The organism is Pseudomonas mosselii (assembly GCF_005796105.1).
GTDB classification, from domain to species: domain Bacteria; phylum Pseudomonadota; class Gammaproteobacteria; order Pseudomonadales; family Pseudomonadaceae; genus Aquipseudomonas; species Aquipseudomonas mosselii_C.
This window is the reverse complement of the sequence record NZ_VAUO01000004.1, coordinates 39,138-66,066: the sequence shown is the minus strand read 5'-3', so window position 1 is coordinate 66,066 and position 26,929 is coordinate 39,138. Positions and strand designations below refer to the sequence as shown.

Here is a 26,929-nt window from a genome sequence, read left to right as displayed (position 1 = left end):
TCTGGACATCCTACTTGCTTGTACGGGGCTTTCGCGTCAGTCTTTAGCGAAAAATCCCCACCACGTCGTTCAGGACTATCCCTATGTCGTTACGCATCTGCATCCTTGAAACCGATGTCCTGCGACCGGAACTGGTTGCGCAGTACCAGGGCTACGGCAGGATGTTCGAGCAGCTGTTTTCGCGTCAGCCGGTCGCCGCCGAGTTTTGCGTGTACAACGTGATGAACGGCGACTACCCCGCAGACACCGAGCGTTTCGATGCCTACTTGGTGACCGGCAGCAAGGCCGACTCCTTCGGCACCGATGCCTGGATCCAAACCCTCAAGGCCTATCTGCTCAAGCTCTATGAGCGCGGCGAGAAACTGCTGGGCGTGTGTTTTGGCCACCAGTTGCTGGCGCTCACCCTGGGTGGCAAGGCCGAGCGGGCCGACAAGGGCTGGGGCGTGGGCATCCATCGCTATAGCCTGGCTGCGCATGCGCCGTGGATGGACCCGCAGGTCAGCGAACTGACCCTGCTGATCAGCCACCAGGATCAGGTGACGGCATTGCCCGAGGGGGCGACGGTGATTGCTTCGAGCGACTTCTGCCCGAACGCCGCCTACCATATCCGTGATCAGGTGTTGTGTTTCCAGGGGCACCCGGAGTTCGTCCACGACTACTCGCGCGCGCTGCTCGATGCCCGCCAGGCGTCTCTGGGCGAGGACGTTTACCAGAAGGCCGTGGCGAGCCTGGCCAGCGAGCACCAAGGCGATTTGGTCGGCGAGTGGATGCTCAGGTTCATTCAGCAGCCGGCCAAGGCCAGCGGCAACGTTGTTTGATCAAGCCTAAGGCCGTTCAGGCGCAGCGCTTGATTCGAGCGTTTATAGCCAACCCGAACGCTTGAAGCTCGCGTAGAGCCCCGTGCACCCCAACCCGATCACGCCCAGCACTGCAAAATACCCGTAGTGCCAGCCCAGCTCCGGCATGTTCTGGAAATTCATCCCGTAGATCCCGGCAATCGCCGTGGGAAACGCCAGTATCGCCGCCCAGGCGGCGAACTTGCGTTGGGTGATGCTCTGGCGCGACGACTCCAGCAGCATGCCGATTTCGATGGTCTGGCTGGCGATATCACGGATCCCGGCGAGGTCTTCCATCTGCCGCGTCACGTGGATCTGCACATCGCGAAAATAGGGGCGCATGTTCTTGTCGATGAACGGAAAGCTCAAGCGCTGCAATTCCTCGCTGATTTCCACCATCGGCGCCACGTAGCGGCGCAGACGCAGGGTGTCGCGACGCAGGCTGTGCAGACGCTGGATATCCTCTTCACGCAATGAGTTGCTGAGCACGCTTTGCTCCAGCGTCTCGATTTCCCCATGGATCGCTTCGCTGACCGGTTGGTAGTTCTCTGTCACGAAGTCGAGCAGGGCGTACAACACGAAGTCTTCGCCGTGCTCCAGCAGCAGCGGGCGCGCTTCGCAACGCTGGCGCACCAGGGCGTAGGATTTGGAGTGCCCGTTGCGACACGTGATGATGTAACCGTTGCCCGCGAAAATATGGGTTTCGATGAACTCCAGCCGGCCCTCATGGCGAACCGGTGAATAGGTGACGATGAACAACGCGTCGCCGAAGGTTTCGAGCTTGGGGCGGCTGTGTTTTTCGAGGGCGTCTTCGATGGCCAGTTCATGCAGGCCGAACTGGCGCTGCAAGTTGGCCAGTTCCTCGGCGTTGGGCGCTTCCAGGCCGATCCATACGAAGTGTCCGGGCTTGCGTGCCCATTCTGCGCCCTCGTCGATGCTGATATTGGTGACCTTGCGACCGGCGCTGTACACCGCCGCTGCGACGACTCGACCCATGACTGTCCGCTTATCCGGTTGAACACGTCAGACAGCTTGGGCCCAGTGGCGACAGGGAGCAACCAGGCAGGATGAAGATTTATCCGGTCGTCGAGCCCGAGGGCTGCGCTCACGCCTCGTCCAGCTCAGCTTCCATGTGGTCGATGCAGTGCTGCATTTGCGTACGGCACTGCTCGATCAGTGCCGGCAGGTCCTGCTGGGTCAGCCCAGTGGTGGCGATTGGGGCCAGAGAGCGGACGATCACCGTGCGCTTGCGCCAGCGGTTCAGGCCCAGGCGTTGCGAATAGCGGCTCACGCATACCGGTACGATTGGCACGCCAGCCTCGACGGCCATGTGGAATGCGCCTTTCTTGAAACCCAGCAGTTGCTCACCGGGGTTGCGCGTGCCTTCGGGGAAAATCCAGATCGAGGTGCCGCTGCGCAGCGTGCGGGTCGTGGCCTGCATGGCACGGCGCGCCTGATAGGCATTGCCGCGGTCCACCAGTACGTTGCCACCCAGCCAGAACAACTGGCCGAACAACGGAATCCAGCCCAGGCTCTTCTTGCCGATGGCCACCGTGCGCGGTGGAACGACCTGGCCGAGGATGAACAGATCGAAGTTCGATTGATGGTTGGCGATGATCACACAGCCGGGCGGCTGGTCCCACAGCGGGCCGACTTCGGCTTTCACCCTGATGCGCATGATCCAGGCGGCGGGCACGCTGTAGAGGTGGGCGAACAGGCGGCTGTTGTCGGGGTTGAAAGGCCGTAGCAGGCCGATCAACAGGCCCACCACGCCCACCAGAAGAAAGTGCAGCGCCAGCAGGAGCATGCGGAACATATAAAGCATGATACGACTCACACCAGACAGTCGCGGCGAAGTGTACGACTGTGCACTGTGCGCGGCAAACCTGCGTGTGAGCCGGGTGTCGCGGTGCTGGGTTCAGCCCAGGTAGTTCTGGTCGGCGAGGATCGCCTCGTCCAGTGCTTCGAGCAGGGCCTTGCGCACTTTGAGCTTGGTGTTCTTGTGCGCCAGCATGTTCAGTTTTTTCAGTTCAGCGGCAGCGGCCAGCGCGGCGGCCTGCAATTGCTCGACGGGCACCACCTTGTCGAGGAAGCCGGCAGCCAACGCGCCCTGTGGGTCGAACACCTCGGCGTTGTTCACCGAGCGCTGGAACGCCGCCCGCCCGAGGCGGTCGCGGGCCAGTTCGATACCTGCGTGGTGCATGGTCATGCCGATCTGCACCTCGTTCAGACAGATCTTGAAAGGGCCTTCGACGCCAATACGGTAGTCGCCAGACAGCAGCAAAAATGCCCCTTTGGCTACGGCATTGCCCGGACAGGCGACGATCACCGGGAAGGGATGCGAGAGCAGGCGGCGGGCGAGGGTGGAGCCAGCGGTGACCAGACTGACCGCTTCCGTGGGACCGGCGGTCATCACCTTGAGGTCGTAGCCACCGGAGAGGATGCCGGGTTGGCCGGTGATGATTACCACCGCGCGGTCTTGCAGCGCGCGGTCGAGTGCAGCATTGAACGCCTGGATGACATCCGGTGAGATGGCGTTGACCTTGCCGTTGTTCAGGGTCAGTGTGGCGATGCCGTCTTCGGCGTGGTAGGTAATCAGCTCGCTCATGGCAGAGTCCTTTAGGTGGCGTGGCCACGACGTTACCCAGCACCACCGGTCAGGTAAAGCAGCAAGACTGACTGGTCGGTCAGCCATCGCCCTTGAGCCCGCGCTGCAGCGGGGCGCGCGCTTGGCGCGCGGTAAAAGCGCAGGCGACAATGGCAGCATTGCCCTGATTCCTACGGGCTTTTCCTGGATTGGCTTAAGCGCATGAAAATTCTGAAAAAAATACTTGCCAAGGCAAACCTCTTCGACTAAATTAGCGCGCCTCGACAGGCTGAATAGCTTGAAGAGAAACGGTGAAGTGTCCGAGTGGTCGAAGGAGCACGCCTGGAAAGTGTGTATACGAGAAATCGTATCAAGGGTTCAAATCCCTTCTTCACCGCCACATTCTACGAAAAGCCCCCGAATCGAAAGGTTCGGGGGCTTTTTGTTTTCAGCTGTCATGCAGGCGGCGTTCGCGGAGCACGTCGGGGTGTCGACGTGCTCCGCGCTGGCGATTAGAAATTGACCGAAGCCGACAACCTCGCCGTCCGCGGCGCGCCCTGGAATAGGTAGTTGTCCCCCAGGTAATCCCCCACGTCGCGCCAGTAGCGCTTGTCGAAAACGTTGTCCACGGTCAGGCGCAGGGTTGTGTCGTAGCCGCTGATGCGCGTGCGGTAGCGGCCGCCGAGGTCGAACACGGTATAGCCGCCGACCTCGACATTGCCGGCTTGGCTGGCGTACTTGCTCGCGCTGTAGCGGGCGCCGCCGAGCAGGGCCAGGCCTGGTACGGGCAAGCTGTACTCGGCCTGCAACGCGGCGCGCAGGCGCGGCACGTTGATCGCTTGATGATCCTCGTAGGCGTCGGTGCCACTGTTCTTGATCCGGGCCCGGATCGCCGCGACGCTGGCGTGGATCTGCAGGTTCGAGGTCGCCTGGCCGCTGGCGCTCAGTTCCAGGCCAATGTTCTTCTGCTGGCCTTGTTGCACATAAACGAAGTCAGACCCTTCGGCGCGTGAATACTGGTAGGCCTGGCGGATCTGGAACAGCGCGGCGCTGAAACTCATGCCCTGCCAGTCCTGTTTGAAGCCCAGTTCCAGTTGGTGGGACAGGGTCGGGGCGAGGATATTGCCGGCGTTCAACGCGTACCACGGCGCAGTGCCGCCAGCGGACAGCCCTTTGGCATAGCTGGCGTAGAGCGTGGTGTCGGGCTGCGGTTTGTAGATCAGCGCGGCGTTGGGCAGCAACTGGTACTGGCGGGTGTGGCGGTTCAGGCCACCGTCTTGATCCCAGGCTTTCTCGTCCAGGCGCACTTCGCGGGCGCCAATCAGGGTTTGCCAGTGTTCGTTGAAGGTGATGCGGTCGCTGAAGATCAGGCCGTACTGGCGGCTGTCCAGGCGCCGTTCGCTGTCGCCGACCGGTTTGTCGGAAGGTGGCAGCGCGGGGGCGCCCGTGTCGATGTTGCCGGTGCCCCGCCATTCGCTGTAGTACGGCCGTTGGTCCAGGGTGCGGCGTTGTGCGCTGAGCCCAATGCTCAGTTCGTGGGCCACGCCCAGGGCGTCGAAACGCCCGTCCAGCATGGCCTGGGCTTCATCGGTGCGGCGCGTGTCGTCGGGGCTGCGGAAATCATAGATGTCGTAGTCACCCGTACTGCCGAACACCGCGCCTTGGCTCGAGCCCCAGGCGAACGAGCTGTAGTCGTCGATCACGACCTGGCTGCGCGAAGCGCTCAGGGTGCTGTTCCAACTGTCATTGAGCCGGTACTTGAAGCGCCCGCCCAGGTTCAGTGAGTCGTTCTGTACAGGCTTGGTCCACTGCTGCCAGGCCAGGTGGTCCTTCGGGTCGACCGCGTGGGGCAGGGCGGTGCCGCCCAGCAACTGATAGCCCGGCACCGAGAACTGCTCGCGGTGCTGGTACTCGGCGTCCAGTTCCAGTACGGCATCGGGGTTGATCTGCCAGTCGAAGGCCAGCGAGGCGAACTCGCGTCGGCCATCGGCGTGGTCGGCGTAGGAGCGGATGTCCTCGTGGGCCAGGTTCACCCGCACGCCGAACTGGCGCTCGGCGCCGAACCAGCCGCCCAGGTCGGTGGCCAGGTAGCGCTCGCCCTGTTGGTTGGTCGAGACGCTGACGCTACGCACATCCTGCGCGCGCTTGGTCACGTAGTTGACCAGCCCGCCGGGCTCGGAAACACCGCTTTGCAGCCCCGACAGGCCCTTGAGCAACTCCACCTGCTGCTTGTTCTCCAGAGCCACGTTCTGCTCGCCAGCGATGGTCTGGCCGTTGATCCGGTAGCTGCTCGCGGCATTGAGTTCGAAGCCGCGCACGTTGAAGTTCTCGTAGTAGCCGATGGGGGCATAGCTTTCGCCTACCGAGGCGTCGCTTTGCAGCACCTCGCTCAGGTTGCGCACCTGCCGGTCGTCCAGCAACTGGCGGCTGAACACACTGACCGCAGCCGGGGTATCCAGTAGCGGGCCGCTGTGCAGGCCGCCAACCTGTGCTTCGTGCACTGGGTAGCCCTCGCTTGCGTAGGCTTCGGTAATCTGCACCGGGGCCAGGGTCACGCTATCGTCGGCCAGGCCTTGAGTGCTGTGCAGGGCAAGGCCCAGGCCGAGCAGGCCAAGCGGCAGGCGGGGGCGAAGCGGGGTCATGCGGGGACTCCTTGAAAAGGCACGCGCCACCGTTATCGGTCGGTGGTCGCCGGTTATGCGGCAGGCAGGCGAGCGCCACCGGCGTTGCGCCGGTCAGGCGGTCAAAAGGGGCGTCATGTTAGCAGGCGCACAGGCACGCGTGCCTGCAATAAAGCGGGCACTTCAGGAATGGAACGAATAAGCCGCGGGTGAATTCAGGCGGCGGCTGGGCGCTGATGTTGGCGCCAGTTGTCGTCGATCTTCGACCAGGTCTTGCCATCGGTGATGGCCAGCAGCTTGCGTCCGTCCTTGAACGTGGCGAGGAACGTCACCTCGTCTTCCTTGCCGCCGAGCAGCAGCCCGGCCAGTAGCCCCACCGGGCCTGCCACCAGCGCCCCGGCCATGCCCCAGCCGAGGGCACTGCCCAGGCTGCGGGTGGATTCGAGGTTGGCAAGCTTGAGGTCCTTGATGCGGGCCAGGGAAATGCGCTCGCCAGGCGAGGGGCTGCGCGGGGTCTTGAGTGTGAGCGCTCCATTGCGATACTCGCCTTCACCTTGCAAGAAATCGCCGGATTGCACCGTGAGTCTTGTCATTGTGTCGTCCTGTCGGGAAAGGGCTTTGACCAGCGCTTACTGAGCGCCGGGGGCGTTGGCAAGTCAACGCCCAGGCGACGGAGGGTCATGTGGCTATTTGTCGCGTCAGGTCGCCTGCATCGGCAGTTTCACCTGCTTGCGTCGGGCGATTTCCCACGCCAGTAGCGCCAGCGCGCCGATGATCAGCCCTGCGACCACGATGCCGTCCCAGCCATACCGCTGGAACAGCTGGGTGCCCAGCAGCGACCCGAATGCGCCGCCAATGAAGTAGCAGGTGATGTATCCGGCGTTGAGCCGCGTGCGCGCCTCGGGGCGCAGGGCGATGACTGCGTTCTGGTTGCTCACATGCACCAGTTGCACCGCCAGGTCCAGCACCAGCACCCCGAGCAGCAGCGCCGCCAGTGACTGCTGGGCGAAGCCCAGTGGCACCCATGACAGCAGCAGCGCGGTTAGCCCGATGGTCGTGCCCAGAGCGCCCTTGCCCCGGTCGGCCAGACGCCCGGCCCAGTTGGCGGCCAGCGCCCCGGCCGCGCCCGCCAGGCCGAACAGGCCAATTACGGCATCCGAATAGTGGTAAGGCGCACTGCTCAGCAAAAACGCCAGCGGTGTCCAGAACAAGGCGAACAGGCTGAACGACAGCAGCCCTAGCAACGCGCGCAAGCGCAGCACGGGTTCCTCGGCGAACAGGCGGAACACCGAGCCGATCAAGGCGGGATACTTGAGCCCGGCATGGCTGTGGTGCTGCGGCAGGCTGCGGTACAGCGCCAGTGCCGTGATCGCCATCAGCACCGCGGCCAGGATGTAGATGCTGCGCCAGCCGCCCAGCTCGGCCATGAGTCCGGCCGCGGTGCGGGCCAGCAGGATGCCCAGCAGCAGGCCGCTCATCAGTGTACCCACCGCGCGTCCGCGTTGCTCCGGGGCGCTGAGGGCGGCGGCCATCGGCACCAGGATCTGCGCCACCACCGAGAACAGCCCGGTCAACGCGGTACCGACGATCAGCCAGGGCAGGCTTTGCGCGCAGGCGCTGATCAGCAGCCCGACGCTAGCGATCAGCGTCATGCTCACGATCAGTCGGCGTTGCTCGAACAAATCGCCCAGTGGCGCAAGCAACAGCAGGCCGGCGCCATAGCTGAGCTGCGCGGCGATGACGATGCTGCCGGCGCTGGCGGTGCTCAGGCCGAAGTGCTCGGCGATGCTGTGCAGCAGGGGTTGGGCGTAGTAGTTGCTGGCCACGGCCAGGCCAGTGGCGGTGGCCATTAGCAAGATCAGGGCGCGACCGAGAGTGGGGGTGTTCATGGGTGTCTCGTGGCAGGAAAAAAGGGAATAGGCACAAGTATCAGGAAGTGTCAGGCATGACGCCAATGTATAGTTTTCACGGTATCCATCTTGAAAGCAGATAGCAGTATGAACCTCAAGCAGCTCGAGTATGCCCTCGCCGTAGCTGACACCGGCAGTTTCACCCGCGCCGCCGAGCGCTGCCATGTGGTGCAGTCGGCACTCAGCCACCAGGTCGCGCGGCTGGAGGCGACGCTTGGGGTGAGCCTGTTCGAGCGCAGTTCGCGGCGGGTACGCTTGACCCCTGCCGGTGAAGCCTTTGTGCTCAGTGCGCGCCCAGCGGTAGAGGCGGCGCGGCGTATCGCCGATGATGTCGCGGCAGCCTGCGGGCAGGTGCGCGGGCGCCTGTCGATTGGCGAGATCAGTTCGCTGACAGCGCTCGATCTGGTCGAGTTGCTGGAAGTGTTCCACGACCGGCATCCGCAGGTGGACGTACGTTGGCTGACCGCCAAGAGCGAACGGTTGGTCGCCGATGTCATCGAGCGGCGCTTGGACGTGGGTTTCATTGGCCTGTGGCAGGGCGAGGTGTTGCAGGGCGTGCAGCACCGTCTGTTGGCTCGCGAGGAATTGGTGGCGGTGCTGGCCCCCGAACACCCGCTGCAGGGCAGGGGGCAACTGGCGTTGGCGGCGCTGGCCGATGAAGTGCTGGTGGATTTTCCCGAGGGCACTGGCGCGCGTCGCCAGACCGACGAGGCGTTCCAGGCGGTGGGTGTGGTGCGTCGGGTGCAGTTCGAAATCGGCCATATCCGCCTGGTGGAGAAGTTCGTGCAACGCGGCATGGCAGTGGGGCTGGTGCCCGAGCGCATCGCTAGGGGCTTCCAGGGGGTGATCAGCGTACCGCTGGTGGATGCGCCGGTACGGCATCTTTATGCGGTATGGTCACAAAGCCCCACGCCTGCTGCGCGAGCGTTCCTGGAGGTGCTGGAGCAACGCCTGATGGCAGGCTGATACGCAGCCCGCCAGGCGCTGTGGGTCAGGCTGCGAAGCCCCCATCGGCGAGCAGGCTGGCGCCGGTGATATAACCCGCTTCAGGCCCTGCCAGGTAGGCGACGAAGCTGGCGATTTCCTCGACCTGGCCGTAGCGCCCGATGGCCATTAGCGGGATCAGACTGTCGGCAAACTCGCCCTTGGCCGGGTTCATGTCGGTGTCCACCGGGCCCGGCTGCACATTGTTGACGCTAATGCCTTGAGGACCCAGGTCGCGGGCCAGGCCCTTGGTCAGGCCGACCAGTGCCGATTTGCTCATGGCATAGGGCGCGCCTCCGGCGAAGGGCATGCGCTCGGCGTTGGTGCTGCCGATGTTGATGATGCGCCCGCCTTGGCCCATGTGCCGGACGGCGGCCTGGGTGGCGACGAACACGCTGCGCACGTTGATCGCCAGGATCCGGTCGAAATCGACCAGGTCGAACTCGGCGACAGGCGCCACCGCCAGCACGCCGGCGTTGTTGACCAGGATGTCGAGGCCACCGAAAGCGCTGACGGTGTCCTCGACGGCCTGCTGCACGGCGCTGGCGTCGGCGCTGTCGGCGCGCAGGGCCAAGGCCTGGCCACCGCCGTCGACGATCTGTGCTGCCAGGGTGTTGGCGGTTTCGGCGGAGCTGACGTAGGTGAAGGCGACCTTGGCGCCGTCGCGGGCCAGGCGGCGTACGATGGCTGCGCCGATGCCACGCGAACCACCCTGGACGAGGGCCACTTTACCGCTGAGGGGAAGTTGCTGGGACATGCTGATCTCCTGCTGATGAGCAAGGCCGGATGCCTTGGATGGGCGCAGTATCGATCGTCGATTACCTGTTGATAAGATGGCAATCAGGATCATCAGAGTAAACTTTTGGTATGGAATCGTTCAGCAGCCTCGAATGTTTCATCCGCAGTGCCGAAGTCGGCAGCTTCGCCGAAGCGGCCCGGCGTTTGTCGCTGACCCCGGCGGCGGTCGGCAAGAACGTTGCCCAGTTGGAGGTGCGCCTGGGCGTGCGGCTGTTCCAGCGTAGTACACGCAAATTGACCTTGACCGAAGCTGGGCAGCGCTTTCTGGGAGAGGTCAGCGACAGTTTTCGCACCATCCAGTACGCCGTTGCCAATCTGGCCAGTGCCGAGGGCCAGCCGGCCGGGCAGTTGCGGGTGAGCATGGGCACGGTGTTCGGGCGGCTGTACGTGTTGCCTCTGTTGGGCGACTTCTTGCGCCGTTACCCAGCGATTACCCCGGACTGGCATTTCGACAATCGCCAGGTGGACCTGATCGGGCAAGGCTTCGATGCCGCCATTGGTGGTGGTTTCGACCTGCCGCCGGGTGTGGTGGCGCGCAAGCTGACGCCGGCGCATCGCGTCCTGGTAGCCTCGCCCGGATACCTCGAGGAGCATGGTCCAATCGACGACCCACAGGCCTTGCAACGGCATGACGGTATCCTGATTCGCTCGCCGCAGACGGGGCGGGTACGGGCTTGGCCGTTGACCAGCCGCTGGCAGGCGCAGTGCCCCTTGCAACTGCGCCAGGCAATGACCATGAGCGACTCCGACGCGGCATGCGCGGTGGCCGAGCAAAGCCTGGGCGTCGCCCTGGTGAGCCTGCCGTTCGCCGTGCCGTACTTGGCGGCCGGAAGGCTACTGCGGGTATTGCCCGACTGGTACGTGGACGATGGCCACATCAGCCTGTACTACGCCGGGCACAAGCTGCTGCCGGGCAAGACTCGGGCGTTCATCGATTTTGTGGTGGAGCGCTTTGCCGAGCAGGGCTTGGCGCAGCGCTTCGATGCGTTGCAGGGGGCATAGGCTAATACCAGCCAGTCAAGCCTTTTTTGCAGTAGTTGGAGACGCTGCGCGCCCCTTTCCGGCCGGAGTGCCGGACCACCGCGAACACCGGCGTAGCCGGTGCCACCCACCGAGTCGGCTGCTTCGCGGGCAAGCCCGCTCCCACAGGATTGTGCATAGCCTGAATCCACCGCCGCACCTGTAGGAGCGGCCTTGTGCCGCGATGGGTTGCGCAGCGGCCCCATTGGCTTAACTGACTGGCATCCTGCGTTCAGGCCACATCGATGATGAACTGAACCTGGGCCATCCCATTGATTGCCAGGCTCACTTCGTCATCTGGTTTTTTGCCCATCAACTGTTGACCCAGCGGTGCCCGTGGGGTGATCACCGTCACCAGCGTGTCGCCTTCGCCGATCTTCAGTCCCGCACCTTCCGGGCCCAGGAATAGCCGTCGCTGCTGCCCGGCCTGGTCCTCCAGGGTCACCAGGCAGCCGATCTGGATGCCGCGCGCCGGATCGTAGTCGCGCAGTCGCCATTGCTGATAGGTCAGCAGTGCCTGGCGAATCTCGGCGGTGCGTCGGGCTTGTCCGGTTGCCAGGTAGGACGCTTCCAGGCCGAGGGTGTCGTACTTGTTCTCGGCGATGTTCTCTTCGGCGGTTGCCGCTTCGTAGGCGGTCTGCGCAGCGCGACGCGACACGTCCATGTCGTGTTCCAGGGTGGCGATGATGCGTTGCAGCAGGGCGGCCTTGTCCATGTTCAGTAGCACAGCTCCAGCACATTGGCCTGGCTCTTGGGCGTCGGGGCGGTGCGGTTCTGTTGCAGCCAGAACTGGCACTTGGGGTCGTTCAGGTTACGCGGGTTACCTTGGGCGGCTTCGGCGGCTTGTTGCAGTTCTTGCTTGTGCAGGATGTCCTTGTAGCGTTCGAACATCTGCGCCTGGGCATCCTGTGTCTGGTTGGGCGCTGCCGTGGGGGCCGTCGCGGGTTGGACGACCGACGGTGCCACGGCCTGGGCCAGTGGCTGGACCTGCTCGGGCCAAAGGCGCAGCGCCAGCCACAGGCTCAAGGCAATGGCCACGGCGCCCAGCCACAGGCCAAAGGCGACGCACAGGATCAGTTGCACGGGCTTGAGGGTGATCGTAAGTTCGCGGCGACGGGCCATGGCGGCCTCCTGGCAAGGCAGTTTGGTGGCGGCATTGTCGCATGGCGTGGCAGGAATTTTCAGCGCGGTGCTTTAAACCGTCGGCATTTGTGCGCAGAATCCGCGCTCGTTTTTTGGCAGGTATCACGATGAGAACCACCTGGGACATCTTCTGCACGGTCGTCGACAACTATGGTGACATCGGTGTCACCTGGCGCCTGGCGCGCCAGTTGGCAGACGAACACGGGCTGGCGGTGCGCCTGTGGGTGGATGAGTTGCAAGCGTTCACGCGCCTGTGTCCTGAAGCCGACAACGATGCCGACCAGCAGTGGCAACAGGGCGTCGATGTGCGCCGTTGGCCGGCGTGCTGGCAGGACGAGGTGCCTGGCGATGTAGTGATCGGGGCGTTCGCCTGCCAACTGCCGGAAGGCCTGGTGCAATCCATGGCCGCGCAACCCAAGCCGCCGCTTTGGCTGAATCTCGATTACCTCAGCGCCGAGGCCTGGGTCGAGGGTTGCCATGGGCTGCCATCGCCTCAAGCCAACGGCCTGCGCAAGATCTTCTTCTTCCCGGGCTTTAGCGAAAAAACCGGCGGGCTGTTGCGCGAGGCGTCGTTGCTCGCGCGGCGTGAAGCCTTTTGCCAGAGTCCTGAGGCGCGCACGGCGTTCCTCCAGGGGCTGGGCGTGCAGGTGCAGGGCGCAGCACGGCTGATCTCGTTGTTCGCCTACGAAAACCCGCAACTGGGCGAATGGCTCGATGTGCTGGCAGCGGCGCCTGATCCGACGCATCTGCTGGTGCCCCATGGGCGTATCCTGGGCGACCTTGGCCAGTGGCTGGGGCAGGCAGACTTGCCGGTGGGCGCGGTGCATCGGCGCGGCGCTCTGAGCGTGCAGGTGCTGCCGTTCGTTAGCCAGGACGACTATGACCGTCTGCTGTGGAGTTGTGATTTCAATGCCGTGCGTGGCGAAGACTCGTTCGTGCGCGCCCAATGGGCCGCGGCGCCGATGCTCTGGCATATCTATGTGCAGCAAGAAAACGCCCACTTGGAAAAGCTCGACGCGTTCCTGGCGCTTTATCGGCGTGGTTTGTCGGACGCTGCCGGGCAGGCGCTGACTGGGTTGTGGCAGGCGTGGAATACGCACAAGGGCATGGGCGAGGCCTGGCGAGCCCTGCAGGCGCACTGGCCGGAGCTGTGCCTGCACGCGCGCCAATGGTGCGCCGTTCAGGCCGCTCAGCCGGACCTTGCCACGAAGCTGGTACAGTTTTATCGAAATTCGCTATGATACGCGGCCTCGATTTTTATAAATCCATCCAGATTCGGATACTTCGTAATGAAAACTGGTAAAGAACTGAAACCCGGTACCGTACTGCGTATCGACAACGACCCGTGGCTGGTACAGAAAGCTGAGTTCACTAAGTCGGGCCGTAACAGCGCGATCATGAAGACCAAGCTGAAGAACCTGCTGACCGGCTACAAGACCGAAACCGTATACGGTGCAGACGACAAGCTGGACGACGTGATCCTGGATCGCAAAGAAGCGACCCTGTCGTTCATCAACGGTGACGAATACACCTTCATGGACACCACCGACTACACCATGTACGAACTGAACGCCGAGGACATCGAAGCCGTTCTGCCGTACATCGAGGAAGGCATGGAAGACGTCTGCGAAGCCGTGTTCTTCGAAGGCCGCCTGGTATCGGTAGAGCTGCCGACCACCATCAGCCGTCAGGTTGTCTACACCGAGAACGCTGCCCGTGGCGACACCTCCGGTAAGGTCATGAAGCCTGCCAAGCTGAAGAACGGTACCGAGATCTCGGTTGCCGACTTCATCCAGATCGACGAGTGGATCGATATCGACACTCGCGACAACAGCTTCAAAGGCCGTTCCAAGAAGTAAGACTTCTTGCGATGAGCACAAAAAACCGGCCTCGGCCGGTTTTTTTGTGCATGCAAAAACGCCGACGCATTTGCGTCGGCGTTTTTTGTCACACCGTTACGTGCAGTCGCACATCCACGTTGCCGCGGGTGGCGTTGGAGTAAGGGCAGACCTTGTGGGCCTTTTCCACCAGCGCCTCGGCATCGGCCTGGGCCAGGCCCGGCAGGTTGATGGCGAGGTCGATATCCAGGCCGAAACCGCCCGGAATCTGGCCGATACCGACTTTGGCGGTGATCGAGGCGTCGGCTGGCAGGGCTTTTTTCTCCTGGCCGGCGACGAACTTCAGCGCGCCGATGAAGCAGGCCGAGTAGCCGGCGGCGAACATCTGCTCGGGGTTAGTGCCTTCACCGCCTGCGCCGCCCAGCTCTTTGGGGGTGCTCAGCTTGACTTCCAGCTTGCCGTCGCTGGAGCGTGATTTGCCGTCGCGACCGCCAGTGGAGGTGGCTTCTGCGATGTACAGCGGAGTGACCTTTTGCATCTTGAGCCTCGCATGTGTGCTGTGCGCCAGGGGCGCTAGGTGGGTATGGATTTAATTTATCGCGCGATTAATTAGTGCGCAAGATAAATATTTGACTATTCATCCAAGCGGCCACATCACAGCATAGTGCTCAGAGGTTTTCTTGCAGATGTGTGCGCAGTTTCAAGAGGTCGGCTTGTAGCTTGCGCAACTGCTCGGCGCTGTGCCCAGAGGCCTTGAGGATGCACGGCGGCACCTGTTGGGCCTGTTGCTGCAGGTCGCGGCCTTTGTCGGTCAGTTGTACCAGCACCACTCGCTCGTCCTCGCGGCTGCGGCTGCGCTTGAGCAGGCCTTCGCTTTCCAGGCGCTTGAGCAGTGGGGTGAGCGAGCCGGGATCGGTGAGCAGTCGATGGCTGATATCGCCCACGGTCAGGCCGTCCTGTTCCCACAGCACCAGCATCGCCAGGTACTGCGGGTAGGTCAGGCCCAGGGCCTGCAACAGGGGCTTGTAGACCTTGGTCATCAGCAGCGAAGTGGAGTGCAGGGCGAAGCAGACCTGGTTGTCCAGCAGCAGCTCATCGCAGGGGGCTTGGGAGGTGGCGTTCATGCAGCTCCTTGAATTCGGTCAGGTGAAAAATCTAGCACGCCAATGCGCTTACGTGCTCATTGCCAGCGCAGCTCGCTGCGCAGGGCCAGGTCCCATGGCGGCACCGGGCTGAAACGGCTCTTGAGGAATTCGAGCAGCAAGCGGCTGCGAGAGTTCGTTTCATGTTCAAGACGCAGTGCATAGATGCCGGTGGATTCCGCTGCTGGCAGGCCGTTGTCGCAGAACAGCGGGATCAGTTCGCCGCGCAGCAGGTACTCGCTGATCAGCCAGGTCGGCAGGTGCGCTACCCCGAGGCCCGCGAGGGCGCCGAATAGCAGGGTTTCGGCGTTGTTGGCGGTCATGCGCATGCGCGCCGGTCGGTACAGGCGGGCCTGGCCGCCTACCGTGAAGCGCCAGGCGAAGGGCGGTGCCAAGCCGTCCCAGTCCAGGCCATCGTGCTCGGGCAGTTCGCTGGGACAGGCCGGCACGCCGCGACTGGCCAGGTACGCCGGGCTGGCGCAGGCGATGCGCACCATATTGGCCAACGGCGTGGCCACCAGCCGGGTATCGGCCAAGGGGCCGGCGCGCAGTACCAGGTCGACCTCGCCCAGGTGGCTGCCGTGCAGGTCGACGAAGCTGTCGATCAGGCGCAACTGCACGTCGAGTCCCGGATAGGCCACCAGGAAGTCGGCGATGGCCGGTGCCAGATGGCGACGACCGAATGCGGCGGGGGCGTCGATACGAATCAGCCCCTCGGGGGCGTTACTCAACGACACGGCTTCGGCGCGGGCCAGGCGCAGTTCCTCGATGATGCGCCGGGCGCGTTCGGCGAAGGCCTTGCCGGCCGAGGTGGGGCGCACTGCATGGGTACTGCGGGCGAACAACCGGCTGCCGACTGCGGCTTCGAGGTTATCGATGCGCCGGGCCACCGCCGACGGAGTCAGCGGGTGACGACGGGCGGCGGCGGAAAAGCTGCCAGTGTCGAGTACATCGAGAAACAGGCTGAGTTGTTCTGTGAGGATGTCGGGGCTCATGTTCGGGCTCTGCTTGTGCGTTATGCGCACAGCCATTGTGCGCTGCTGTGCGTTTCCCCGCCAGCTACGACTGGGTAGCATGCGTGCATCGTTTAAGCAGTGGGATGAGACGCGGATGATCGAGTGGGTGCTGTACATCGTGTTGGGCGCCGCGCTTGGCACCGTGGGTGGGTTGTTCGGCATCGGCGGTGGGTTGATCGCGATTCCGGCGCTGGGGGTGTTGTTCGGTCTGGATCAGCAGTTGGCCCAGGGCACCGCCCTGGTGATGGTCGTGCCCAACGTGTTGCTGGCGTTGTGGCGTTACCACCAGCGCAACCGCATCGAACTACGCCATGCCCTGCCGCTGGCGCTGTGCAGCTTCCTGTTCGCGTGGCTGGGGTCGATCTGGGCGGTAGGGATCGATGCGCATTCGATGCGCTTGTACTTCGTCGGTTTCCTGGTGGCGCTGGCGGTCTGGAACGTGGTGCGGATGTTCCTGCGCCTGGCGCCGCCGAGCAATGAGCTGCGCTACCGGTGGCCGTGGCTGGGTGTACTGGGCAGTTTCGCCGGGACCATGGGTGGGCTGTTCGGGGTAGGCGGAGCGGTGGTCGCCACGCCGATTCTGACCAGTGTGTTCGGCGCTACCCAGGTGGTGGCCCAAGGCTTGTCGCTGGCGCTGGCTGCGCCCAGCACCCTGGTGACCCTGTTGACCTATGGGGTGCACCACAGTGTCGACTGGTCTATCGGTATTCCGTTGGCGGCAGGCGGCTTGCTCAGTATCAGCTGGGGCGTGCGGCTGGCCCATGCGTTGCCGGAGAAAGTGCTGCGAGGGATGTTTTGTGCGTTTCTGGTGGTGTGCGCGGTGATGCTCGGATTCGAGCTCTAGCGCCTCGGGTACTCACTCACCGGCATCGCGCGTGCGCATCGCCTGCACGCGTGGGTTTACCTAAGCGTGCTAAGGTGCAGGCACTGCACCGGTTCCAGGAGGGCGCGCCGTGAGCCTCGAGTTGTCCATTCTCCAAGCCCGTCGCCTGGCCTTGTCGGCCCAGGGCTTTGGCAAACCTCCTGAGCGCACACCTGCTTTGGCGACCATCAAGCGCACCTTGCAACAGCTGGGTGTTGTGCAGATTGACTCGGTCAATGCGCTGGTGCGTTCCCACTACCTGCCGCTGTTCTCACGTCTGGGCAATTATCCACAGGCCAGCCTCGATCAGCTGGCCTGGGGCAAGCGGCGCCAACGCAGGCTGTTCGAGTACTGGGGGCATGAAGCCTCGCTGCTGCCACTGGAGCTATACCCGCTGATGCGCTGGCGCATGGATGCGGCGGCGCAAGGGCTTGGTATCTATCGGCACATGGCCGTGTTTGGCCGTGAGCGGCGCGAGGTCATTGAGCGGGTGTTGGCTGCGGTGCAAGAGCGCGGTCCGTTGGGGGCAGGGAGCCTGTCCACTCGTCAGCAGCGTGCGGGGCCCTGGTGGGACTGGAGCGACGAGAAGCACGCGCTGGAATGGCTGTTTGCCGCAGGCCAGGTGACGGTCGACGGGCGGCGTGGTTTCGAGCGCCTGTATGACTTGCCCGAACGGGTGATCCCGGCCGCCATCCTTGCCCAGCCGGCGTTGCCCGAGGCGCAAGCCCAGCAAGGTTTGCTGCTGCATGCCCTCGGCGCGCTCGGGGTGGCCAGCGAACACGACCTGCGTGACTATTTCCGCCTCTCACCCCAACAGAGCAAGGCCGCGCTGGCGGCGCTGCTGGCCGACGGGCGAATTCAAGCGTGCACGGTGCAGGGCTGGAAGCAACCGGCCTATGTGCGTGAGGTGCCGCGCATTCCCCGGCGTATCGAGGCCAGCGCGCTGTTGTCGCCGTTCGATTCGTTGGTCTGGGCGCGTAGCCGCACCGAGCGGCTGTTCGATTTTCGCTATCGTCTGGAGATCTATACCCCGGCGCACAAGCGGGTTTATGGCTACTACGTACTGCCGTTCCTGCACCGCGAGCGCATCGCTGCGCGCGTGGACTTGCGTGCCGAACGCGCAGCCGGGCAGTTGGCCGTGCAGGCGGTTCACGAGGAGTCGCCGGGGCTGGACGAGGCGGGCTACCAGGCGTTGGCGCAACAGCTACAGCAACTGGCCAACTGGCTGGGGCTGGCGACGCTGCGCCTGGACTGCCCGCGTAAAGAGGGCAGCCGGCTGCGTCAGGCGTTGCTCAGCGGCGTACCTGCTTGAGCGTTTCGGCGATCAGGAATGCCAGCTCCAGTGACTGGTCGGCGTTCATGCGCGGGTCGCAGTGGGTGTGGTAGCGGTCTGACAGAGCATCCTCGGTGATCGGGCGCGCGCCACCGATGCACTCGGTCACATTCTGCCCGGTCATTTCGATATGGATGCCACCAGCGTGGCTGCCCTCGGCCTGGTGCACCTGGAAGAATTGCTTCACTTCGTCGAGGATCTGCGCGAAGTCGCGGGTCTTGTAGCCACTGCTGGCCTTGATGGTGTTGCCGTGCATGGGGTCCGAACTCCACAGCACCTGACGACCCTCGCGTTCGACCGTGCGGATCAGCCCCGGGAGGTGATCGCCGACCTTGCCGGCGCCCATGCGTACGATCAGGTTGAGGCGGCCTGGGTCGTTGTCCGGGTTGAGCACGTCGATCAGGCGGATCAGCTCCTCAGGGTTCATGCTTGGGCCGACCTTGACCCCGATGGGGTTGTGCACCCCTCGCAGGAACTCGACGTGGGCGCCATCGAGTTGGCGGGTGCGGTCGCCGATCCACAACATATGCGCCGAGCAGTCGTAGTAGTCGCCGGTCAGGCTGTCGCGGCGCACGAACGCTTCTTCGTAGTTGAGCAGCAGCGCCTCGTGGGCGGTGAAGAAGCTGGTTTCGCGTAGCTGCGGCGCGGTGTCCAGGCCACAGGCGCGCATGAACGCCAAGGTTTCGTCAATGCGGTCGGCCAACTGATGGTACTTGTCGGCCAGCGCCGAGTTGGCGATGAAGTCCAGGTTCCACTTGTGGACCTGGTGCAAGTCGGCAAAGCCGCCTTGGGCGAAGGCGCGCAGCAGGTTGAGGCTGGCGGTGGCCTGGTGGTAGGCCTGTAGCAGGCGTTCGGGATCCGGCACGCGGCTGGCGGCGTCGAAGCCGATGCCATTGACGATGTCGCCGCGGTAGGCGGGCAGGGTGAGGTTGCCGATGGTTTCGTCATTCGCCGAGCGCGGTTTGGCGAACTGTCCGGCCATGCGACCCACCTTCACCACCGGGCAGCCGGCGGCGAAGGTCATGACAATGGCCATTTGCAGCAGCACTTTGAAGGTGTCGCGGATCTTCGCGGCGGAGAACTCGGCGAAGCTTTCCGCGCAATCGCCGCCCTGTAGCAGGAACGCCCGGCCCTGGGTGACCTCGGCGAACTGCCGGCGCAGCTCGCGGGCTTCGCCGGCGAACACCAGCGGCGGGTAGCTGGCCAGGGTCTGCTCGACCTTGGCCAGATGCACGGCGTCGGGGTAGACGGGTTGTTGCTGGATCGGCAGGGCGCGCCAGCTTTCAGGGCTCCAGGGTTGGGTCATCACAGGCTCTTAATAGGTGTCGGTTCAGGCGTGTCTGTCATGGTAACGCCGCCGGGCGGCTTGTTGCACCACTGGCATTGGCGGACAATGCCCGTTTTGTGCAGGCGGTGGTTGGCATGGCGGCGGAAAGGGAAGAGCGATTGCTGGCACGGGTGGAGGACGCCTTCGGGGTCATCAGTGTGTACGAGGTGGAGGATTACCGTTTCCTCGAGTTCGGCGATGCCATCGAGCAAAGCTGCACCTTTACCGCCGACCCCAGCTGGCTGGAATACGACTACACCCGCGCCATGCTGGTCGGCGCGTTGTGCCACGCGCAACCGGAAAGCGCGCTGTTCCTAGGCCTTGGCGCCGGCACCCTGACCCAGGCCTGCCTGAAATTCCTGCCGCTGGAGGACGTCGAGGCCATCGAGCTGCGCCCGGATGTGCCGCGCCTGGCCATGCAGTACATGGGGTTGGATGACGACCCCAGGCTGTACGTACGCATCGGCGATGCCATCGAGCTGCTGCCCAGCGCCGAGAAGACCGACCTGTTGTTCGTCGACCTGTACACCGATCACGGGCCGGGCGTTGCCCACCTGGCCTGGACGTTCCTGGAAAACTGCCAGAAGCAGCTCAACCCTGGCGGTTGGTTGGTGATCAACCAATGGGCCGGCGATGATGGCCGGCCACTGGGCGCGGCGTTGTTGCGTGGGTTGTACCACCGGCATTACTGGGAACTGCCGGTGAAGGAGGGCAACGTGATCTTGCTGGTGCCGGCGGACCTGGAGCAGACGCTGGATCTTGATGGGCTGCGCGAGCGGGCAGGGGCACTCGCGCCGCGCCTGGGGTATTCGCTGGAGTATTTGATCAATGTGGTGAGGCCGGCGACCTGAAAACCGCCTCTGCTCCCACAGGACTGCGCAACACCCAAGCCCAACGCTCCTACAAGGAATCGTTTCAGCCGGTCCTGCATACTGGCTTTTCCTGCTGAAATATTTCTCCCGGTCTTAGGCGAATTCGTATATAGTACGCGCCGGTCTTTTAGCGGACCCTAAAATCAGGTGGTGCAAATCCTCCGAATCCAGCTTCGGCTGCATGTCCGCTAGGCGGACCCTCTCACACGTTTCTTATTTCAATCGTTTTCGCAAATCCCCGCCGCCAAAGCTGCCTGGGTGACCGTTTGGTCTTTCAAGGCATGTGCAGCTTTGGAGCATGGGTCTTTGCGGATGCACCTAGAGGCAGACCCATGACCCAGGAAATCGGCGGATTCGCCGCTCTCGAACTCAATCCGAACATCGTTGCTGCCGTCCTGGCCACCGGCTATGAAGAGCCGTCGGCTATCCAGCAACAGTCGATCCCGATCATCCTCGCCGGTCACGACATGATCGGCCAGGCGCAGACTGGCACCGGCAAGACCGCTGCCTTCGCCCTGCCGATCCTCAACAAGATCGACGTGAGCAAGCGCGAACCGCAAGCCCTGATCCTGGCGCCAACCCGTGAGTTGGCGCTACAAGTAGCCACCGCTTTCGAAACCTACGCCAAGCAGATGCCGGGCGTAAACGTAGTGGCTGTCTACGGTGGTGCCCCGATGGGCCCACAACTGCGTGCCATTCGCAACGGCGCGCAAATTGTTGTCGCCACCCCAGGCCGTCTGTGCGACCACCTGCGGCGTGACGAGAAAGTCCTGTCCACCGTGCAGTACCTGGTACTGGACGAAGCGGACGAGATGCTCAAGCTCGGCTTCATGGACGACCTCGAAGTGATCTTCGATGCCATCCCTGAGTCGCGCCAGACCGTGCTGTTCTCCGCGACCCTGCCGTCGTCGATCCGTTCGATCGCCGAGCGTCACCTGCGCGAGCCCAAGCACGTCAAGATCCAGAGCAAGACCCAGACCGTTACCGCGATCGATCAGGCTCACCTGATGGTCCACGCTGACCAGAAGATCCCGGCTGTACTGCGTCTGCTGGAAGTCGAAGAGTTCGACGCGTTGATCGCCTTCGTGCGGACCAAGCAAGCCACCCTGGACCTGGCCGCCGCCCTGGAAGCCAAAGGCTACAAGGCTGCTGCACTGAACGGCGATATCGCCCAGAACCAGCGTGAGCGCGTGATCGACTCGCTCAAGGATGGCCGCTTGGACATCGTCGTCGCCACCGACGTCGCTGCCCGTGGTCTGGACGTACCGCGCATCACCCACGTGTTCAACGTCGACATGCCGTACGACCCAGAGTCCTACGTTCACCGTATCGGCCGTACCGGCCGTGCCGGTCGCGATGGCCGTGCGCTGCTGCTGGTCACCCCGCGTGAGCGCCGCATGTTGCAGGTGATCGAGCGTGTCACTGGCCAGAAAGTCGCCGAAGCCCGTCTGCCTAACCCGCAAGCGGTGCTCGATGCACGCATCAAGAAGCTGACCAAGAGCCTGGCGCCGCTGGTGGCCGAGTCCGAGGCCAGCCACGGCGAGTTGTTCGACCGTCTGACCGCCGACCTGGGTTGCAGCGCCCGCGCACTGGCTTCGGCCCTGCTGCGCAAGGCCACCAACGGTCAGGCGCTGGATCTGGCCAGCGTTGAGCGCGAGCAACCGCTGGTGCCGACCTACACCCCGCGTGAGCGTACCGGCGAGCGCGCCGAGCGTGGTGAGCGTAGCGAGCGCAGTGCGGGTGACCGCGAGCGCCGTGCGCCGATGCCGCTGGCCGAAGGTCGTGTGCGTTGCCGTACTGCCCTGGGTGCCCGTGACGGTATCGCTGCCAAGAACCTGTTGGGTGCGATCCTCAACGAAGGTGGTCTGGCCCGTGATGCCATCGGCCGGATCCAGGTACGCGACAGCTTCAGTCTGATCGAGCTGCCGGAAGATGGCCTGGAGCGTCTGCTGACCAAGCTCAAGGACACCCGCGTGGCCGGCAAGCAACTCAAGCTGCGCCGCTACCGCGAGGATTGATCCTCACGTAGCTTAGGCCATTGGGGCCGCTGTGCGGCCCGTTCGCGACACAAGGCCGCTCCTGCACGACTGCGTAAGCCGACATTCACAAGGCTCACGTGGACATTGTAGGAGCGGCCTTGTGTCGCGAACGGGGCGCGTAGCGGCCCCAATGGCTTAACCGGCACCTTCAGTCAAACCGGTAGATATCCATCCCCAGCGCCCCCATCGTAAACCCCTGGTGCACGATCCCGAACCGCTCACCCGCCCCCATGGCGAAGTACAGCGGTAACAGATGCTCGTCGCTGGGATGGTTGCGCACCGCGAACGGCGCCTGATGCCGGTAGTCCAGCAACGCCGCCTCGTTACCTGCTTGCAACTGCTCCACCACCCAGTCGCGAAACGCCAGTGCCCAGGGTTCGATGGTCTCGGGCCCGGCGTGCCAGTCCAGCTCGCCCAGGTTGTGGGTAATGCTGCCCGAGCCGACCAGTAAAATGCCTTCCTCGCGCAGTGCCCGCAGTGCCGCGCCCACCTTCAATTGCATGGCCGGCCCGGCTTGGCTTGGCAGCGAGACCTGAACCACCGGGATATCCGCCTGCGGGTACATCAGCGACAGTGGCACCCACGCCCCATGGTCGAACGGCCGTTGGTCATCCAGGCGTGCTCCCAGCCGTTCAGCCACCCGTTGCGCCAGCGCAGGGTCTCCCGGTGCCGGGTACTGCACGGCGTACAGGGCCGGCGGGAAGCCGCCGAAGTCGTGCCAGGTGGCGGGATTGGGGTTGCTCGTCACCAACAGTTCGCGGCTTTCCCAGTGCGCCGACACCATCACGATCGCTTTGGGCTTGGGCAGCGCGCGCGCCAGACCGGCCAGGGCTGGACCGCTGGCGCCCGGTTGCAGGGCGAGCATGGGGGATCCGTGGGAAATAAACAGGCTGGGCAGCATCGCGAAGGTCCTGGCGAGTAAGATGAAGGTATCTTCGATCAGGTAAAGATCGATATACAAACTAAGTTTTGATATCTACTTATCGAAAAACCAGGAGTGATCATGCAGGCAGCGTTCTGGCACCAGCGTTGGGCGGACAATCAGATCGGCTTTCACCAGGCGCAGGTGAATCCTTACTTGCAGACGCATTGGGCCGGCTTGGCGCTGCCCCCTGGCGCGAAGGTGCTGGTGCCGTTGTGCGGCAAGAGCCTGGACTTGGTCTGGTTGGCCGGGCAGGGGTACCAGGTGATGGGCGTGGAGTTGTCGCAGCACGCCATTGCGTGTTTTTTTGCCGAGCATGGGCTAACGCCCGAAGTGTCCCGGCAGGGGGCGTTCGAGGTCTGGCGCAGCGATGAGGTGGCGCTGTGGTGCGGGGATATCTTTAGCCTGCGTCCCGAGGATGTGAGCGAGTGCGCGGCGCTGTATGACCGGGCGGCGCTGATTGCCCTGCCACCGGACATGCGCGGGCGCTACCTGGCGCTGTTGGGGGATGTGTTGCCCGAGGCGTGCAAAGGCCTGTTGGTGACGCTGGACTACGACCAGTCACTGATCGGTGGGCCGCCGTTTTCGGTGGCAGACGAGGAAGTACGCCAAGGCTTTGCCGGCTGGCAGGTGGAAACGCTCGCTGCGCCCGAAATCATCGGCGATAGCCCGAAGTTCCAGAAGGCAGGTGTACACAGCCTGGTGGAGCGCGCCTACCGTCTTCAGCGCGGTGGCGCTGCTCGATAAACATGCAAAAGGGCGACCGAAGTCGCCCTTTTGCAGACACCTGTGGATCAGCCGCGGCGGCGCAGTGCGTCGATGCGCTCTTCCAGTGGTGGGTGGCTCATCAGCAAGCCAGCCAGGCCATGCTTGAGGCCGCCATTGATGCCGAAGGCTTTCAGCGTATCGGGCATGTGCACCGGCAGGCCTTGCTCCGAGCGCAGGCGTTGCAGGGCACCGATCATCGCACCGGTGCCGGCCAGTTGGGCACCGGCTTCGTCGGCGCGGAATTCGCGGCGGCGCGAATACCACATGACGATGATGCTGGCCAGGATGCCCAGGACCAGCTCAGCGACGATGGTCGCGACGAAGTAGGCGATACCGTGGCCCTCTTCGTTCTTGAAGATCACGCGGTCGACGAAGTTGCCGATGATACGCGCGAAGAACATCACGAAGGTGTTCACCACGCCTTGCACCAGCGCCATGGTGACCATGTCACCGTTGGCCACGTGACCGATCTCGTGGGCCAGCACTGCGCGCACCTCATCAGGCGAGAAGCGCTCAAGCAGGCCTTGCGAGACGGCGACCAGCGCGTCGTTACGGTTCCAGCCCGTGGCGAAGGCGTTGGCCTCGTAGGCCGGGAAGATCCCCACTTCGGGCATCTTGATACCGGCCTCGCGGGACAGCTCTTCGACGGTTTGCAACAGCCACTGCTCGTGGCGGGTGCGCGGTTGCGTGATGATCTGGGTGCCGGTGCTCATCTTCGCCATCCATTTGGAGATGAACAGCGAGACCAGGGAGCCGGCGAAACCGAATACGGCGCAGAACACCAGCAGCTTGCCAAGATCAAGGTCGATCCCGTTGGCGGCCATGAACCCGTTGAAGCCGAACAGGCTCAGGGTAATGCTTGCAACCAGCACCACCGCAAGGTTGGTGGCTACAAACAACAGAATGCGCATCATGGTTGTCACGTTCTCCTGACGGAAGGAATTGTTGCGTACTGCGGGGGTATATAAGGGGAGGGTGTCACCGTTTCAACCAGGCGACTATTTCAAACTGTGTACGCGGGGGAGTATGGCAGAGGATGCCAGAGGGGCTGTGGGATAGAGCGTTGCAGGATGTAAGAAATTATTCGGTGCCATCGCAGGCTGGGGCCAGCCTGCGATGGGGCGTGATTTACTGGGAGTAGGTCCGCAGGAAATTGCCGATTCGCCCGATAGCCTGCTCCAGGTCATCCACTCGCGGCAGCGTCACCACACGGAAGTGGTCCGGCCATGGCCAGTTGAACGCCGTGCCCTGCACAATCAGCAGCTTTTCGGACAGCAACAGGTCGAGGGCGAACTTCTCGTCGTTGAGAATCGGGCACACCTTCGGGTCGATGCGTGGGAAGGCGTATAGCGCGCCCATCGGCTTGACGCAGCTCACGCCTGGAATGGCGTTGAGCAGCTCGTAGGTGCGGTTGCGCTGCTCCAGCAGGCGGCCCGGCGGCAGCACCAAGTCGTTGATGCTCTGGTAGCCGCCCAGGGCGGTCTGGATGGCGTGCTGGGACGGCACGTTGGCGCACAGGCGCATGTTGGCCAGCATGTCGATGCCCTCGATGTAGCTTTGGGCATTGTGTTTCGGACCGGAAATGATCAACCAGCCCGAACGGAAACCGGCCACGCGGTACGACTTCGACAGGCCGTTGAAGGTCAGGCACAGCAGGTCTGGGGCCAGCGAGGCGGTGCTGATGTGCACGGCTTCGTCGTAGAGGATCTTGTCGTAGATCTCGTCGGAGAACACCGCCAGGTTGTGCTGGCGGGCCAGCTCCAACATGCCCAGCAGCAGTTCCTTGGAGTACACCGCGCCAGTCGGGTTGTTCGGGTTGATGATCACCAGGGCCTTGGTGTTCGGGGTGATCTTGGCCTTGATGTCTTCAAGGTCGGGGAACCAGTCGGCCTGCTCGTCGCACAGGTAGTGCACCGGTTTGCCACCGGCCAGGCTCACCGCAGCGGTCCACAGCGGGTAGTCGGGCGCCGGGATGAGCACCTCGTCACCGTTGTTGAGCAGCGCCTGCATCGACATCACGATCAGCTCTGAGACGCCGTTGCCCAGGTAGATGTCTTCGATGCCGACACCTTCGATCTGCTTTTGCTGGCAGTACTGCATCACCGCCTTGCGCGCGCTGAACAGGCCTTTGGAGTCGCTGTAGCCTTGCGCGGTGGGCAGGTTGCGGATGACGTCCTGGAGAATCTCGTCCGGCGCCTCGAAGCCAAACGGTGCCGGGTTGCCGATGTTCAGCTTGAGGATGCGGTGGCCTTCCTCTTCCAGGCGTTTGGCGTGCTTGAGCACTGGGCCTCGAATGTCGTAGCAGACATTGGCGAGCTTGTTCGATTTGCTGAACTGCATGATGAGATCCCGATTGAGAAGACGCCCGCCCGCCTTTGCGCGAAAGGTTTGAAAGGGCAGGAAGCAGGTGCCAGACTTGGCGCCTGGCACACGAAGCCAACTAATATACGTGCCACCCGCGCCAGGGAAAAGACGGTGCGAGGTGAAATTCAAGCCTGCCGAGGTTCCCATGCAGAAGATCGACAAGACCCTGGAAGAATGGCGCGCCATGCTCGACCCGGCCCAGTATCAGGTGTGCCGACTCAAAGGCACCGAGCGGCCGTTCAGTGGCAAGTACAACAGCGAGCGCCGCGACGGCATCTACCACTGCATCTGCTGCGACCTGCCGCTGTTCGATGCACAGACCAAGTTCGACGCCGGCTGCGGCTGGCCGAGCTTCTATGCGCCGATCGATGACGCCGCGATGATCGAGATCCGCGATACCTCCCACGGGATGATCCGCACCGAGGTCACTTGCGCGCGGTGCGACGCCCACTTGGGCCACGTGTTCCCCGACGGTCCGCCACCGACCGGCCTGCGCTACTGCATCAACTCGGTGTGCCTGGACCTCAAACCCCGCGACTGAACTGGA

At 63.5% G+C, this 26,929-nt stretch carries 26 protein-coding genes, 1 tRNA gene and 1 pseudogene; 12 read left to right on the top strand and 16 right to left on the bottom strand.

All coding sequences use genetic code 11. The annotated features are described in order from the left end of the window. The first annotated feature begins 83 nt into the window (after nt 1-83). Nucleotides 84-818 (top strand): amidotransferase, encoded by a 735-nt coding sequence (locus FEM01_RS11005; protein ID WP_138219464.1) that lies wholly within the window; start codon nt 84-86, stop codon nt 816-818. 42 nt (nt 819-860) lie between these two features. On the opposite strand, the gene FEM01_RS11000 is transcribed toward FEM01_RS11005, so the two are convergent. The 3 genes from FEM01_RS11000 to FEM01_RS10990 all read right to left on the bottom strand — a co-directional run bounded on the left by FEM01_RS11000 (nt 861) and on the right by FEM01_RS10990 (nt 3,444). Next, the gene (locus FEM01_RS11000; protein WP_138219463.1) at nt 861-1,832 is read right to left on the bottom strand and encodes a magnesium and cobalt transport protein CorA; all 972 of its coding nucleotides are present in this window, start codon (nt 1,830-1,832) and stop codon (nt 861-863) included. A gap of 109 nt (nt 1,833-1,941) precedes the next feature. Further along, complete coding sequence (locus tag FEM01_RS10995; protein ID WP_138219462.1) at nt 1,942-2,661, bottom strand: lysophospholipid acyltransferase family protein; 720 nt, start codon at nt 2,659-2,661, stop codon at nt 1,942-1,944. Between the two features lie 93 nt (nt 2,662-2,754). Next, entirely contained in the window at nt 2,755-3,444 is a 690-nt protein-coding gene (locus tag FEM01_RS10990) for a crotonase/enoyl-CoA hydratase family protein (protein ID WP_138219461.1), read from the bottom strand. A gap of 289 nt (nt 3,445-3,733) precedes the next feature. Between FEM01_RS10990 and FEM01_RS10985 the strand changes: the two genes are divergently transcribed. Beyond that, nucleotides 3,734-3,823: transfer RNA gene (locus FEM01_RS10985), tRNA-Ser, on the top strand. Between the two features lie 112 nt (nt 3,824-3,935). Here the strand turns inward: FEM01_RS10985 and FEM01_RS10980 are convergent. The 3 genes from FEM01_RS10980 to FEM01_RS10970 form a co-directional block, all read right to left on the bottom strand. Then, nucleotides 3,936-6,065, bottom strand: coding sequence for a TonB-dependent siderophore receptor (locus tag FEM01_RS10980; protein WP_138219460.1), 2,130 nt, complete (start codon nt 6,063-6,065; stop codon nt 3,936-3,938). Nucleotides 6,066-6,259: 194 nt separating this feature from the next. Then, complete coding sequence (locus FEM01_RS10975) at nt 6,260-6,637, bottom strand: hypothetical protein (protein ID WP_138219459.1); 378 nt, start codon at nt 6,635-6,637, stop codon at nt 6,260-6,262. A gap of 105 nt (nt 6,638-6,742) precedes the next feature. Next, a complete protein-coding gene (locus FEM01_RS10970; protein ID WP_138219458.1) occupies nt 6,743-7,933 on the bottom strand; it encodes an MFS transporter in 1,191 nt (396 codons plus the stop codon). Between the two features lie 108 nt (nt 7,934-8,041). Here FEM01_RS10970 and FEM01_RS10965 point away from each other — a divergent pair, with 108 nt between their 5' ends. Beyond that, nucleotides 8,042-8,920: a LysR family transcriptional regulator gene (locus tag FEM01_RS10965; RefSeq protein ID WP_138219457.1), complete on the top strand. Its 879-nt coding sequence runs from the start codon at nt 8,042-8,044 to the stop codon at nt 8,918-8,920. 25 nt (nt 8,921-8,945) lie between these two features. Here FEM01_RS10965 and FEM01_RS10960 read toward each other — a convergent pair whose 3' ends face one another. Then, the gene (locus tag FEM01_RS10960) at nt 8,946-9,695 is read right to left on the bottom strand and encodes a 3-oxoacyl-ACP reductase family protein (RefSeq protein ID WP_138219456.1); all 750 of its coding nucleotides are present in this window, start codon (nt 9,693-9,695) and stop codon (nt 8,946-8,948) included. 110 nt (nt 9,696-9,805) lie between these two features. Between FEM01_RS10960 and FEM01_RS10955 the strand changes: the two genes are divergently transcribed. After that, on the top strand, nt 9,806-10,738 hold the full coding sequence (locus FEM01_RS10955) for a LysR family transcriptional regulator (protein ID WP_138219455.1): 933 nt from the start codon (nt 9,806-9,808) through the stop codon (nt 10,736-10,738). A gap of 250 nt (nt 10,739-10,988) precedes the next feature. Here FEM01_RS10955 and FEM01_RS10950 read toward each other — a convergent pair whose 3' ends face one another. Together FEM01_RS10950 and FEM01_RS10945 are read right to left on the bottom strand one after the other, a co-directional pair. Next, nucleotides 10,989-11,471, bottom strand: a complete 483-nt coding sequence (locus tag FEM01_RS10950) for a GreA/GreB family elongation factor (RefSeq protein ID WP_138219454.1) — start codon at nt 11,469-11,471, stop codon at nt 10,989-10,991. 2 nt (nt 11,472-11,473) lie between these two features. Then, nucleotides 11,474-11,878 (bottom strand): hypothetical protein, encoded by a 405-nt coding sequence (locus FEM01_RS10945; protein ID WP_138219453.1) that lies wholly within the window; start codon nt 11,876-11,878, stop codon nt 11,474-11,476. Nucleotides 11,879-12,006: 128 nt separating this feature from the next. Here FEM01_RS10945 and earP point away from each other — a divergent pair, with 128 nt between their 5' ends. Together earP and efp are read left to right on the top strand one after the other, a co-directional pair. Then, nucleotides 12,007-13,140, top strand: coding sequence for an elongation factor P maturation arginine rhamnosyltransferase EarP (earP, locus tag FEM01_RS10940; RefSeq protein ID WP_138219452.1), 1,134 nt, complete (start codon nt 12,007-12,009; stop codon nt 13,138-13,140). Between the two features lie 48 nt (nt 13,141-13,188). Next, complete coding sequence (gene efp / locus FEM01_RS10935) at nt 13,189-13,758, top strand: elongation factor P (RefSeq protein WP_013971530.1); 570 nt, start codon at nt 13,189-13,191, stop codon at nt 13,756-13,758. 88 nt (nt 13,759-13,846) lie between these two features. Here efp and FEM01_RS10930 read toward each other — a convergent pair whose 3' ends face one another. The 3 genes from FEM01_RS10930 to FEM01_RS10920 form a co-directional block, all read right to left on the bottom strand. Further along, nucleotides 13,847-14,275, bottom strand: coding sequence for an organic hydroperoxide resistance protein (locus FEM01_RS10930; protein WP_138219451.1), 429 nt, complete (start codon nt 14,273-14,275; stop codon nt 13,847-13,849). 130 nt (nt 14,276-14,405) lie between these two features. Continuing rightward, on the bottom strand, nt 14,406-14,861 hold the full coding sequence (locus FEM01_RS10925; protein WP_138219450.1) for a MarR family winged helix-turn-helix transcriptional regulator: 456 nt from the start codon (nt 14,859-14,861) through the stop codon (nt 14,406-14,408). A 56-nt stretch (nt 14,862-14,917) separates the two neighbouring features. Beyond that, complete coding sequence (locus tag FEM01_RS10920; protein WP_138219449.1) at nt 14,918-15,874, bottom strand: LysR family transcriptional regulator; 957 nt, start codon at nt 15,872-15,874, stop codon at nt 14,918-14,920. A 115-nt stretch (nt 15,875-15,989) separates the two neighbouring features. Here FEM01_RS10920 and FEM01_RS10915 point away from each other — a divergent pair, with 115 nt between their 5' ends. Continuing rightward, entirely contained in the window at nt 15,990-16,739 is a 750-nt protein-coding gene (locus tag FEM01_RS10915) for a sulfite exporter TauE/SafE family protein (RefSeq protein WP_138219686.1), read from the top strand. A gap of 109 nt (nt 16,740-16,848) precedes the next feature. After that, the gene (locus FEM01_RS10910; protein ID WP_138219448.1) at nt 16,849-18,069 is read left to right on the top strand and encodes a winged helix-turn-helix domain-containing protein; all 1,221 of its coding nucleotides are present in this window, start codon (nt 16,849-16,851) and stop codon (nt 18,067-18,069) included. Here the strand turns inward: FEM01_RS10910 and FEM01_RS10905 are convergent. Next, nucleotides 18,050-19,396 (bottom strand): class II 3-deoxy-7-phosphoheptulonate synthase, encoded by a 1,347-nt coding sequence (locus tag FEM01_RS10905; RefSeq protein ID WP_138219447.1) that lies wholly within the window; start codon nt 19,394-19,396, stop codon nt 18,050-18,052. The genes FEM01_RS10910 and FEM01_RS10905 overlap by 20 nt on opposite strands. A 116-nt stretch (nt 19,397-19,512) precedes the next feature. On the opposite strand from FEM01_RS10905, the gene FEM01_RS10900 reads away from it, so the two are divergent. Together FEM01_RS10900 and FEM01_RS10895 are read left to right on the top strand one after the other, a co-directional pair. Further along, the gene (locus tag FEM01_RS10900; RefSeq protein ID WP_138219446.1) at nt 19,513-20,268 is read left to right on the top strand and encodes a spermidine synthase; all 756 of its coding nucleotides are present in this window, start codon (nt 19,513-19,515) and stop codon (nt 20,266-20,268) included. 319 nt (nt 20,269-20,587) lie between these two features. Further along, nucleotides 20,588-22,307, top strand: a pseudogene (locus FEM01_RS10895) (DEAD/DEAH box helicase). A gap of 169 nt (nt 22,308-22,476) precedes the next feature. Here the strand turns inward: FEM01_RS10895 and FEM01_RS10890 are convergent. Continuing rightward, complete coding sequence (locus FEM01_RS10890; RefSeq protein WP_138219444.1) at nt 22,477-23,229, bottom strand: DODA-type extradiol aromatic ring-opening family dioxygenase; 753 nt, start codon at nt 23,227-23,229, stop codon at nt 22,477-22,479. Between the two features lie 102 nt (nt 23,230-23,331). Between FEM01_RS10890 and FEM01_RS10885 the strand changes: the two genes are divergently transcribed. After that, entirely contained in the window at nt 23,332-23,997 is a 666-nt protein-coding gene (locus FEM01_RS10885) for a thiopurine S-methyltransferase (protein WP_138219443.1), read from the top strand. 47 nt (nt 23,998-24,044) lie between these two features. Here FEM01_RS10885 and htpX read toward each other — a convergent pair whose 3' ends face one another. Together htpX and FEM01_RS10875 are read right to left on the bottom strand one after the other, a co-directional pair. Then, on the bottom strand, nt 24,045-24,932 hold the full coding sequence (htpX, locus tag FEM01_RS10880) for a protease HtpX (RefSeq protein WP_138219442.1): 888 nt from the start codon (nt 24,930-24,932) through the stop codon (nt 24,045-24,047). A gap of 214 nt (nt 24,933-25,146) precedes the next feature. Further along, nucleotides 25,147-26,358 (bottom strand): pyridoxal phosphate-dependent aminotransferase, encoded by a 1,212-nt coding sequence (locus tag FEM01_RS10875; protein ID WP_138219441.1) that lies wholly within the window; start codon nt 26,356-26,358, stop codon nt 25,147-25,149. Between the two features lie 169 nt (nt 26,359-26,527). On the opposite strand from FEM01_RS10875, the gene msrB reads away from it, so the two are divergent. Continuing rightward, nucleotides 26,528-26,923 carry a peptide-methionine (R)-S-oxide reductase MsrB gene (gene msrB, locus FEM01_RS10870; RefSeq protein ID WP_138219685.1) on the top strand — a complete coding sequence of 132 codons (396 nt, stop codon included), beginning with the start codon at nt 26,528-26,530 and terminating at the stop codon, nt 26,921-26,923. Nucleotides 26,924-26,929 lie beyond the last annotated feature (6 nt).